This is a genomic window from Neobacillus sp. S1227 (assembly GCF_055385255.1).
In genome coordinates this window covers 542,762-555,000 of record NZ_AP038276.1, presented here as the reverse complement: position 1 = coordinate 555,000, position 12,239 = coordinate 542,762, and the positions used below count along the sequence as shown (strand labels likewise).

General features: G+C 41.7%; 7 protein-coding genes and 1 rRNA gene (1 of these 8 cut by a window edge). 2 read left to right on the top strand and 6 right to left on the bottom strand.

The window, feature by feature from the left end; all coding sequences use genetic code 11:
* Positions 1-1,137, bottom strand: a 16S ribosomal RNA gene (locus ACZ5AE_RS02705); it reaches 413 nt to the left of the window's first position.
* Between the two features lie 500 nt (positions 1,138-1,637).
* Here ACZ5AE_RS02705 and ACZ5AE_RS02700 point away from each other — a divergent pair.
* Positions 1,638-2,099 (top strand): CoxG family protein, encoded by a 462-nt coding sequence (locus ACZ5AE_RS02700; RefSeq protein ID WP_464569253.1) that lies wholly within the window; start codon positions 1,638-1,640, stop codon positions 2,097-2,099.
* 1,090 nt (positions 2,100-3,189) lie between these two features.
* Here ACZ5AE_RS02700 and ACZ5AE_RS02695 read toward each other — a convergent pair.
* Entirely contained in the window at positions 3,190-4,455 is a 1,266-nt protein-coding gene (locus ACZ5AE_RS02695; RefSeq protein WP_464569251.1) for an MFS transporter, read from the bottom strand.
* A gap of 206 nt (positions 4,456-4,661) precedes the next feature.
* Between ACZ5AE_RS02695 and ACZ5AE_RS02690 the strand changes: the two genes are divergently transcribed.
* The gene (locus ACZ5AE_RS02690) at positions 4,662-6,203 is read left to right on the top strand and encodes a class I adenylate-forming enzyme family protein (protein WP_464569249.1); all 1,542 of its coding nucleotides are present in this window, start codon (positions 4,662-4,664) and stop codon (positions 6,201-6,203) included.
* Between the two features lie 202 nt (positions 6,204-6,405).
* Here the strand turns inward: ACZ5AE_RS02690 and ACZ5AE_RS02685 are convergent, their stop codons facing one another.
* The 4 genes from ACZ5AE_RS02685 to ACZ5AE_RS02670 form a co-directional block, all read right to left on the bottom strand.
* The gene (locus tag ACZ5AE_RS02685; RefSeq protein WP_464569247.1) at positions 6,406-8,025 is read right to left on the bottom strand and encodes an amidohydrolase; all 1,620 of its coding nucleotides are present in this window, start codon (positions 8,023-8,025) and stop codon (positions 6,406-6,408) included.
* Between the two features lie 54 nt (positions 8,026-8,079).
* Positions 8,080-9,315: an MFS transporter gene (locus ACZ5AE_RS02680; RefSeq protein WP_464569245.1), complete on the bottom strand. Its 1,236-nt coding sequence runs from the start codon at positions 9,313-9,315 to the stop codon at positions 8,080-8,082.
* A 259-nt stretch (positions 9,316-9,574) separates the two neighbouring features.
* Positions 9,575-10,339: a class II aldolase/adducin family protein gene (locus ACZ5AE_RS02675; RefSeq protein ID WP_464569243.1), complete on the bottom strand. Its 765-nt coding sequence runs from the start codon at positions 10,337-10,339 to the stop codon at positions 9,575-9,577.
* A 372-nt stretch (positions 10,340-10,711) separates the two neighbouring features.
* The gene (locus ACZ5AE_RS02670) at positions 10,712-12,019 is read right to left on the bottom strand and encodes a hypothetical protein (protein ID WP_464569241.1); all 1,308 of its coding nucleotides are present in this window, start codon (positions 12,017-12,019) and stop codon (positions 10,712-10,714) included.
* Between the last annotated feature and the right edge of the window lie 220 nt (positions 12,020-12,239).

Below are 12,239 nucleotides of genomic sequence, written 5' to 3'. Positions count from 1 at the left end.
GCAACTAAGATCAAGGGTTGCGCTCGTTGCGGGACTTAACCCAACATCTCACGACACGAGCTGACGACAACCATGCACCACCTGTCACTCTGTCCCCCGAAGGGGAAATTCCTATCTCTAGGAGTGTCAGAGGATGTCAAGACCTGGTAAGGTTCTTCGCGTTGCTTCGAATTAAACCACATGCTCCACCGCTTGTGCGGGCCCCCGTCAATTCCTTTGAGTTTCAGCCTTGCGGCCGTACTCCCCAGGCGGAGTGCTTAATGCGTTAGCTGCAGCACTAAAGGGCGGAAACCCTCTAACACTTAGCACTCATCGTTTACGGCGTGGACTACCAGGGTATCTAATCCTGTTTGCTCCCCACGCTTTCGCGCCTCAGCGTCAGTTACAGACCAGAAAGCCGCCTTCGCCACTGGTGTTCCTCCACATCTCTACGCATTTCACCGCTACACGTGGAATTCCGCTTTCCTCTTCTGCACTCAAGTCCCCCAGTTTCCAATGACCCTCCACGGTTGAGCCGTGGGCTTTCACATCAGACTTAAAGGACCGCCTGCGCGCGCTTTACGCCCAATAATTCCGGACAACGCTTGCCACCTACGTATTACCGCGGCTGCTGGCACGTAGTTAGCCGTGGCTTTCTGGTCAGGTACCGTCAAGGTACCGGCAGTTACTCCGATACTTGTTCTTCCCTGACAACAGAGCTTTACGACCCGAAGGCCTTCATCGCTCACGCGGCGTTGCTCCATCAGACTTTCGTCCATTGTGGAAGATTCCCTACTGCTGCCTCCCGTAGGAGTCTGGGCCGTGTCTCAGTCCCAGTGTGGCCGATCACCCTCTCAGGTCGGCTACGCATCGTCGCCTTGGTGAGCCGTTACCTCACCAACTAGCTAATGCGCCGCGGGCCCATCTGTAAGTGTCAGCCGAAACCGACTTTCAACCTTCCCTCATGTGAGGGAAGAAATTATCCGGTATTAGCTCCGGTTTCCCGAAGTTATCCCAGTCTTACAGGCAGGTTGCCCACGTGTTACTCACCCGTCCGCCGCTAATCAACAGGAGCAAGCTCCTATTGATTCGCTCGACTTGCATGTATTAGGCACGCCGCCAGCGTTCGTCCTGAGCCAGGATCAAACTCTCCAATAAAGTTGAGTTGATTAGCTCAAAAATGTTACGTTGGCTCATGTTTATCTATATTAATAGAAGAAACATGTTCATTATTGTTTGTTGACGTTTTTGTTTGTTTAGTTTTCAAAGAACAATTTTTCAGAGACAGAATAACAATATATCATCTCTTACTGAACTAGTCAACTACTTTTTTTAAAAAAACAGCAACTCAAGTCAGCAACAGTAATTAATATTACCGTAGTGACCTTTAAATGTCAACTGTTTTTTAGAGATAAAATGTTTTTCGTCATATCTCGTAGCGACAAATGTTATATTACTAGATTATTTTTAACACGTCAATATGTTTTTTTGTTTTTTTAAGTTAGACTCCCAAACAAGACACCAAATTCTTATCGAATTAAAAGTCACGGTACGTTCGAAACCCTTCACCCAAGCTATAAGGGACAAATCTCCCTTTAATTAGCGGAACATATACATATAAGAAGATCTTATATTGTAACGGAAAGAAGGAAATAGGAATGCCAACCGGAATGTATCAAACTGAAGTGAATGTCCCAATCAATATGGTTTGGGATTTTGTTAAGGATATGGATAATTGGGCTCCTCTAATCCCCGGATATATTCAACACCGAAAATTCACGAACCGTCAGTCCACTTGGGAGTTTAATAGTAACATCGGATTCATAAAGAAAAAGATCAGCCTGATGGTCACCATAAAAGAATGGATTGAACCGACAAAGATTACTTTTCGATTAAAGGGGGTAAATGAAGGACTTACTGGTGAAGGATATTTCTTGGCAGAAGCAGTAGATAAAAATAAAACGAAGATCACTGGCTTTATTGAGCTCACTGCCGGCGGCGCAATCGGACCGGTGGTTAATGCGGTCTTAAAGTCTCAGCTTCCTAAGGTAACGAAGGATATGGTTACTGCAATCGCTATTAAATTGGAGCATCTTAATAACAATATATCTAGAGTTTAGCCCCAAAAAAGGGACAGTCCCTGTTTGGTTTAATATTAAGCAGGCTGTCCCACTATTCAGTTATCCGCCAACTTCCAACATAATTCCCCATTTATTTTTTAAATAATCGTTTGGTTAAAAGCAATGAAAAGTCTGAAAAAATAAGTTTTCCATCTCTTATGACAGCTAAAAACATTGTCATTTACACAAACGTTTAATTAAATCTTATTAAAACCCAAGTGTAGCGGGAAATTGGCTCCTTTTTAAGCAAAAAAACTGATGAATAAATAAGAAAATAAACCCGAGAATCTATCCCATCCCCATCTTCCTCCATTACCTTAACTGCTTTTATCATTCTTCGCCAAATTTCCCTTCCAGCAATCTATACAAACGTTTGATTAAAAACTCGGGCAAGCCTGATTTGAAAGGACAAACCTAATATGCATATGAAAAATTTGTCAGTTACTCAAACGTTTGATTACATACTAAAAAAGCATTTCTATTTAAGGAATTTGCTTAATTAGCATATAAAAAATATGAAGTTTTTTGCCGATGGAAAATATATAGATAAAATGAAGTAGAAGAACCGTTACAAACCACTGAATTACACTTCATAAGAAGTCAGATAAAAGATATTCCCGCATAGACTTGCCTATTGTCTCCAATAAACATATGAAGACCATCTTCCATCTCCCCCTGGGCCGTTTTGGTCTTCATTCACCTTATGAAGACCATTTCCCACCTTCACCTGAGTCGTTTTGGTCTTCATTGACCCGATGAAGACCATTTTCCATCTTGCCCTGGGCCGTTTTGGTCTTCATTCACCTTATGAAGGCCATTTCCCACCTTCACCTGAGCCGTTTTGGTCTTCATTGACCCGATGAAGGCCATCTTCCATCTCGCCCTGAGCCGTTTTGGTCTTCATTCACCTTATGAAGACCATTTCCCATCTTCACCTGAGCCGTTTTGGTCTTCATTCACCTTATGAGGACCATTTTCCATCTTGCCATGAGCCGTTTTGGTCTTCATGGACCTTAGGATGGTCTATTCAGAAGGGATTTTTCAAATTCGATTCAACCGTTTTTTTTCTTAAATCAGTTCTTATTTTTTCTCAGCGGTCTCGAACTGTCCCCATCCCTCTTTCCTTAAGCATCATCACTCCAATCAAGCCAATTATGGAGAAGATGACAGGTGTGATGAAACCGTGGTAGTAGCCGGCACTTACACTGCCTGAAGGGATCTGAAAGTGATCCAAGACATTTCCAAAAATACTTGGCAGCAAGACGGCACTTAGGAATCCACCTGTATTTGCAAATCCGGAGGCAAGGCCGGATTCCATTATCGGAAAAGATTGACGAACGGCAGCAAACGTTAAGGCATTAGCTCCATACGCCAGACCAATAACAAAGAAAAGCGTCGTTAGCAAGAAATTGGGAGGGTCCCCCTTAAATAAAAGAAAGGTAGACCAACTCAATAATAGGATGATATGGACAACCACATAAGGACGTTTAATCATTTCTAACCGGCTTGAAATCCATCCAGATAAAGGTGCACCAATCAGTGCCCCGACCAAACCAATCAAAATAAGCTGGCTCGCCTCTGAACGCGTCATTCCATGCATATCCATCCCATAGGGTACTGCCCATGAACCGATAAAACCTACATACGTTCCGACAATTCCAAAGTGACAAAAGAATAAAGCCCATGCCTGGCGATTCGAAACAATTCTTCGCAGTAAAACCAACGTTTTTTCACGTTGGATCTCATTTTTTTCAGGTATTGGTCTATAAGGAAGGACTTTTTTGGGCTTTTTGACGAGCACAAAAAAAAGGAAAATGCCACATAGACATAATAATAGACCTGTTGAAAAAAACGCTGCCCTCCAACCAAGCAGGTCAATCCATAAGGAGAAAGGGACTGTCGCTAACAGAAAACCAAGACTCCCGGTCATTGCAGCCACACCGATTAAGCGGGTAAATTCCTTCACATTAAACCAGCGGCTCAAGATTAACACCATATTGACCCAGACAGTCGCATCCCCCGTCCCCGTCAGGATTCTCGCAAAAAACAAGATAAATGCATGGGTACCTAGACTATAAATGATGGTGCCGAGACCCGTAAGGATCGCTCCGATAATGAGGAAAAAATTAGGGCCAAATCTGTCAGCCATAATCCCCATCGGAATTTGCAAACCCGTGTATACAAAAAATTGAATGCTTGCCAGAAATCCAATCGTTGTTGCCGATACATGAAAATCCCTCATCACTTGGTCCGTAATCAATCCAGGTGCAGTTCGCTGGCTCGACATTAATAAATAAGTAATCAGCACTGAAGCAAATACAACCCATCTAAATCGACGACTATTTTGTTTGTCCAATGTATCTACCTCTGTTAACTTTTTCTATATATATATATGGTTTCTACAGCCGCTGTAGAAACCAGTTTTTGAAAAGTATGACTTATGATTTAGATTCCTTTTTAGTCCACGAGCAGGACCTGACACCTTTTGACAATAACTAAAAGATTTCGTACAATAATAAATGTAAGAAAATTCAGATACGCGTGGGAGAGGATGTGCTCAAGATGCTTACATTTGGATCAATTATGAAGCAAAATGCGGACAAGTTTAGGGATAAACCGGCTGTTATTTTTAAAAATAAGCAATGGACCTATGGTGAACTAAATAAACGTGCAAACCAAATTGCAAACGCTTTCTTATCTTTAGGATATAAAAAAGGCGATAAAGTTTCTGTAATGATGAAAAACCACTCCGCCTATGTGGAATTAATCCTTGGGTTATCTAAAATTGGTGTTATTCTTGTTCCGATCAATTTCCGATTAGTAGGTTCCGAGATTGAGTATATTGTAATGAATTCTAAGAGCCGCGGCTTCATCACAACTGCTGAATATGCAGGTGAAATTGAAAAGCTTCTCCCTCAATTGCCTCAATTGGATACTGTTGTAGTGGTTGGTGGTTCTTCCACTGCTAGTTTAATAGATTATGAGTCCTTTTTAGCAAGAGGAGCGGCTATTGCTCCAGATATCCAAGTAGATGAAAAGGACACTCTTTATCTTGGGTATACATCCGGTACAACTGGTAAGCCGAAGGGTGTGGTGATTTCTCATCGATCCCGCATGCTTACCGGCATGACAGCTGCTTATGAATACAAAATTGATGAATCTGATGTCCATATCGTGGCTGGGCCAATTTATCACGCTGCACCATGGATTTTCCTAATGATGCAGTTGATTGTCGGCGGGACCCTTGTCATCGAGGAATCCTTCAGCCCCAAGCAATTCCTTGCTGATGTCGAAAAGTACGGGGCTACGAACACGTTTATGGCACCTACTATGTTTAACTTCCTAGTGAATCTTAACAACGAAACGAAATCCAAGTATGATACAAGTTCAATGAGGGTGTTAATTTCTGCAGGCTCCCCTCTCCCAACGCAAACCAAATTAGATGTGCTTGAATTTTTTAAAGATGTGGATCTACATGAATTCTATGGATCAACAGAGAGCGCTGTTACACTCAACATTAAGCCGAAGGACATCCGCAGGAAAGAGCGCTGTGTCGGCCAGCCTTTCCCGCTGGTTGAATGCTTAATATTAGATGAAAATAGAAACCCGGTTGCAAATGGCGAGGTCGGTGAGCTATATATTAAAGCTCCTTACCTGTTGGATGGGTACTATAATAATCCGGAGGCAAATGAAGTCTCTTTCTGGAACGGCTATTTTACAGTGGGAGATATGGCATTGCGGGATGAAGAAGGTTACTACTATATCGTTGACCGTAAAAAGGATATGCTTATAAGCGGCGGCGTGAATATTTATCCGAGAGAAATTGAAGAAGTTCTCTATTCCCATCCTGGGATCCTTGATGTGGCTGTAATCGGTGTTCCTGATCCTGTTTGGGGTGAATCGGTAAAAGCCCTCGTGGTCCCGCGGGAAGGCGCTGATCTTTCTGAGCAGGAGGTTATCGATTTCTGCGATGGAAAATTGGCGAGCTACAAAAAACCAAAGTCCATTGACTTTATGAACGAGCTTCCGCGAAACCCCTCTGGAAAAATACTAAAAGTAGAATTACGTTCTAAATATTGGGCACAGCAGCAAATAAAGATATAGCTTTATTTTCTTAAAGACTTTGGGCTCGCGCCCAAAGTCTATTTCACTTCCAAAATTACTTTGTTTTTGCAGAAAGCTTCGCATAGCGTCATTATTAACGAAGATGGTATTATTGCTATCGTAACGGTTGCTGTTTTTTCATTTTTTTGGCTTTTTTAGATTAAAAAATTACTAAACTGAGTACTAAAAAAATTGAATGTTATCATCTTACACTTTCTTCGACAGAGTTAGTTATCTTATCATAAACAATTTCCCCATCAATCACTGTCATTTCTACACATAATTGATCAATGCTATCAGTCCTTACATCCAATATCCGATCATTCAGCACAACCAAATCAGCTAATTTCCCTTCCTCAATGCTTCCTTTCCTGTCTTCCTCAAAGCTTGCATAAGCCCCGTTCCAGGTGTAAAGCCTAATTGCTTCCATCACGGAGATTCTCTGCTCTTCCCCAATGACCGCTCCAGCTGGAGTTACCCGGTTTACGGCCTCATGAATACCAATTAGCGGATTGGCGTTTGACACCGGACTGTCCGAGGCGCCAGCTACTACGATGCCAGCTTCCAAACATGCTTTAATCGGGTACATATAATTGCTGCGAGCGCCGAAATGCTTAATGTATATATCTCCGAACTCGGCAAAAAAGTTGGGGTTAGGAACGGTCACTATGTTCAGTTTAGCCATTCGCTCAATAAGATCAGGCATCGCTAAACCAGCATGCTCGATTCTATGTCTGTGATTATGTCGCGGGTATTGTCTGAGCGCTTCTTCAAACGTATTTAACAACATCTCAATTGCCAGGTCACCCTGGGCGTGAGCCGTAATTTGATACCCATCTCTATGAGCTGCTATGAGCGCATCGTTCATAGTTTCTTGCGTGTAGTATAGAATGCAGCTGTTTTCCGGGTTTGTCTCATACGGTTGGCGTGTTGCAAGCGTCGGTGCCGAACTAGACCCATCTATAAAGATTTTCGCCGGACCAATCCGAAACCGCTCGTCTCCGAATCCAGTCGAAAGGTATGTCTGTCTCATTCGGTTAAAGTTAGGCTCATGAACAATCATTGCATACACCCGAACCTTTATGAGGCCGGAACGAATTGCTTGGTCAAATATGCGAAGATTGACCGGCTCATATCCGCCGGCATCGTGAATAGTCGTAATACCTAACGATATGAACTCGTCCGAAGCGTTTTTGGCTGCTTTTGCAAAATCCTCTTCTGTTGGATTTATGACACGACTTACCGGCTGCATCGCTGCTTCCACGAGGAGTCCGTTTAATCTTCCAGATTCATCCCGACCAAACACTCCGCCTTCCGGATTAGCCGTCTGGTCGTTTACGCCTGCTAATTCCAGCGCTTTAGTGTTCACAATCATGATATGTCCACATGTCCGCATAATCATAATCGGGTGTTCAGTTGACACCTCATCCAGTTCACGGCGAGTCAAATATCGGCCTTCTGCCATATTCAATTCGTTGTAGCTTGATGCAAAGATCCATTCTCCCGCTGGAGTTGATAGTGCCCTTTTTTCCAATTCTCCGATAATATCCGCATTCGATTGTATCGAAGCGTCTTTGCAATTGATCGCCATTTTTGACATTCCATAATGGATGAGATGCAAATGCGAATCGATAAACCCGGGCAGTAGACTCTTACCTTGCAAATCTATCACCTTGGTTCGGTCGCCAATCCACCGTTTGACTTCCTCATTCGTTCCAACTGCTTCTATCCTGTTACGTTTAACCGCAACTGCTTCGGCTATCCGATTTTTTATATCAACTGTAATAACTTGTCCATTTACAAATACAACATCTGCAAACATATAATCACCTCAAATTTAAATAATCAAATTGAAATATCATCTACCACAATTGCATTACGCTTCAATGGCATCAGCCCCATCTAATTTTGAAAATTCGCGGCCGTTTTTCAGTGTTAAACCGATTAGTATAGAGATACAAACACAAATAGTCAGGAATGTGAATGCCCCCATATATGAGCCTTTAAATGCTGTAATCAACACACCCATGATGATTGGGGCGACAAAGCCTGCGGAAACAGATCCGAAAGTTACCAGGCCAATGGCTGAGCCAATCACGTTCTTGTCAAACATTTCGTGCGGTAGTGCGTACACCGCACTAAAAATAAAAGAAAAAAATATGGTCGCAAGGCTGCTGTAGGTGTAAACCAGTCCGACTGTGGGAGCGAAGAAAGTCAGCATTAAAAAGAGAGCAAACAATGCAGCGTTCCCGACAAAATACAATCTCTCCTTGCCAGCAAACCAACTAAGAAGCCATCCGCCTGCCACTGTGGCGAGAACCCCTGCTAAAGCAGGAATCGCTCCCAACATCCCAGCAGATACCAAATCCAGGTGACGCACATTTACCATGTAAGTGGGCATCCAACTTGTCATACCCCACCCTGCTATACTAATTCCGAACCAAAATAAAAGCAGTTTCCACATTTGCGGTGATTTAAGCAAGTCTAACAAATTGCCTCTGTTGGACAATTCTGGATTACTCGATTCCACCGATTGGGCGGGCATCCGAATGTATTTCCAAAATAGAAAGCCAATCAAAATCCCAACTATTCCAATTGCCAAAAACAGGTGTCTCCAGCCCAACCAAATTAAGATCGGCGTAACCAACAGCGGTGTGATAATCCCGCCAAGAAGATTGGATGACATCAAGATGGATTGGGCTTTTCCTCGCTCTTCTTTAGGAAAGTTCTCTGAGATTGCCTTTCCGCATGCCGCTGGATAGCCGCCCTCTCCCAGCCCAAACAGAAATCGGATAACAATTAACGACGCAGCTGACCACGCTAAACCAGTCAACACAGTAAAAATCGACCAGATAACAATGGAGAAAATGATTACTTTTCTAGCGCCAAATCGATCGGTCAGCCATCCTCCCGGTATTTGCATCAACGCGTAGGCGAGGAAAAAGATGCTGATCACAGTGCCTGTAGCAGTTGGACTTAGCTGAAACTCTTCTCCAATTGGAATCACAGCGATGTTCATAATGAGCCGATCGATATACGATACCGAATAGCCCAGAAACAGCAGCGTAAGGACAAACTTTTTGTTGGGTCTCTTTGCATCCGTTTGATCCATAGGATATTCTCCTTTCTACTGATTGCTTGGAAAACTAAAAAGCAACAGAAAATTATATTTCTATGTTTCTAGTGAATTTTCTTACTAGATTTCTATGTTTCATATCCAGCCGGTAAGCATTCCTGAAGTTCTTCTAGTATATTTACGAAAGATAGCTATCCTTAATTCTTAGTTAAAAATAGAGAGGTTAGGAACCTCCCCAAATAACCTCCAACTTTTTACCGTATTACAGCACTCAAAGCGGCTGTTCGGGACGATACTAATCAAGCAGATCTGGCTGTTCCCGAACAATACGATCCCACAAAGGTTGGAATTGGAACCATCCCGAAAGTTCATTTCCAATTTCTTGAGCTGTTTTATATGCATGATTATCGTCAATTAAAATGGGGTTGCCTGCAGCTTCTGCCAGCAATTGCGCCTGGCAAGATCGTTCCATTGTTATGAACCACCATGCAGCTTCATCTACTGAACGTCCTACAGTTAGCAAACCGTGATTTCGTAAAATAACTGCTTTATGTGGGCCAAGTGCTTGACCAATTCTTTTACCTTCTTCCAGTTCATTTACCACACCTGTGTAATCATCAAAAAGAGAGTGATCCTTATAAAAAGCTGCCGAATCTTGGGTAATTGGGTCGAGCAGACGCCCTAGAGTAGACCATGTTTTCCCAAAAACGGAATGGGCATGAGCAGCAGCGATTACATCCGGTCTAGCTGCATGTACCTGGGAATGGATACAAAACGCTGCACGGTTAACAGGCCGGTTACCTTCTACCACTTCACCTTGATGGTTAACTAGAATCAAATCAGAAACACGAATGTGACTAAAATGCATTCCAAACGGGTTTACCCAGAAATGATCTGTATATTCAGGATCGCGGGCAGTTATATGTCCGGCTACCCCTTCGTCAAATCCAAACTTGGAAAAAAGTCGGAATGCAGCTGCAAGGCGTTCCTTCCGATGACGACGTTCCTCCTCGATCGTATTAAAGGTTGGCAATTGATGCATGAGTAACTTGTTTGACATAATAATCTTCTCCTTCACATGCTAAAAAGTTGATATGTTGATCATGGAACTTTTGTTTTTCATGTAGGTTAGTGAAAAATTTTGCTTTTTCTGAGGATGTTTGAAGTAGATTTTCTTGTTCATCGTAAACTACTGAAAGATTAGTCTTACAATCAAATGAGTCTTAGCTTCACGATTGCCAGCTTAGAAGGGTTAAAAATACATTCTCCATTTCTTGTACTTGTCTTCTCACAATTTTTTATTCGTCATAAAACCTCCCTTTTATAAGTTAATTTTATTAAACGAAAAGTTAACGACATTTCGTTATATAGATTATATTTCAAATATTCAAAATAATCAATAGTATTTTAACGACAAAAAAAATAGCACCCTTTAAGTGGATGCTTTTAATCTATAGATTTTACTTGGTCTTCCCTTACTATGGAATGATTCTTCCCCAATACACTCAGCTAAATCGACATCACATAAATAGGCCATTATCCGCTGAGCATTTCGTTCACTCATTTTGAGATGAATTGCCAGATCTTTCGTCTTGAATTCAGTCCAGCTCATTTTACGTATGAGCGCCTCAATCATGTTGTAAGCCTTGATACTAATATTGCCTTTTTTTAATTTATTAAGAAGATCTATATCCTTACTGTGAGCAAAATAGGAAATATTCCCCTCTCCCCCTACCGACTCTATGATCATCCCATTCTCCTGAATCATGACGATTCCTCGATCCTGTTTTTCTTTTGATTTCTGAAGTGCTCTTTTAGCGTTGTTTTCCGCTAACAAAACAGTTTCGCCAAAACCTATTCCTATCGCAACCTTTGAATTTGTCTGCAACGAAAGCTTGTGAACGGTTTCCTGTAATTCCAGAATTTTTCTTTCGATAGCCCCTCTTGTACTAAAGATAGAATACCGGCCATTTCCTTTTTCCACTAAGGATCCATCCAATTGTTTACATAGATTTAAAAGAGTTTCTTTTAATCGAAGTTCAAGATACTCTAAACGATAAGGAGTCTGGTTCTTATCTAAAATGCTATCAAAATTCTCAATTTCAAAGATTTCAATGCCAATTTGCGTATCTTTAAAGTAAGAGGTTCTTACCTTTTCACTAAGGATTTTTAACGCCTGTCGCATTTCCATCTTGCTTGTTTCTAGTACATACGCGGGTATTCCAACTTTTCTCAACGCCTCCGAAACTTGGATAAAACATGTTATCACACCTTGTATGCGCCCATTATTCCACAAATCAAGATGGAATTCGATCAACTCTTCAAGCGTTTTTTCATCAATTGTTATAAAATAAACATCTTTCGGACCCATTTTTATCCAGTCCGTAGGCTCATGTCTATATTTCATTGAAGATCCTGGCAAATCGACACTTATACTTTTTAGCAGTTCTCCTTGTTCGTGCCACATATCCAATAAACATTTAAAGTAAGGACCTTCTGTCGTGGATACAAACACAATATCCTTGCTGGTTTGTAACTCCTTTAAAGAAATCATATATGGTGCAGGGCCTGTAAAAAGCCACGCATCTACAAATCGATCATTTTCCAACACGCTTTCTTTAATTTCTTTTAATTCTAAAAATGGAAAGGGATAGAATTCCATCTCGTTTGTAAACTCTTTAGCCACATCCAAGATTCTGTCGACACCTGCAGGGGAACCAATCACACCAACCTTATACATGACCATACCTACTTTCTGGAATGAATGAACAACTCTATTAGCTATTTAAAATTATAATATTTTCTACTCTATAAAGTGAAGCAGCCACCAATGAATTCCAACCCGTAAAAAATTGTTGAACACATAATCCTCCAACAAACAAACCATGTCTCTTCGGAAAGCAGGCAAAATGTTAAGTACAAAAAATATGTTCTATATAATTTACCTAAACCTAATGAAA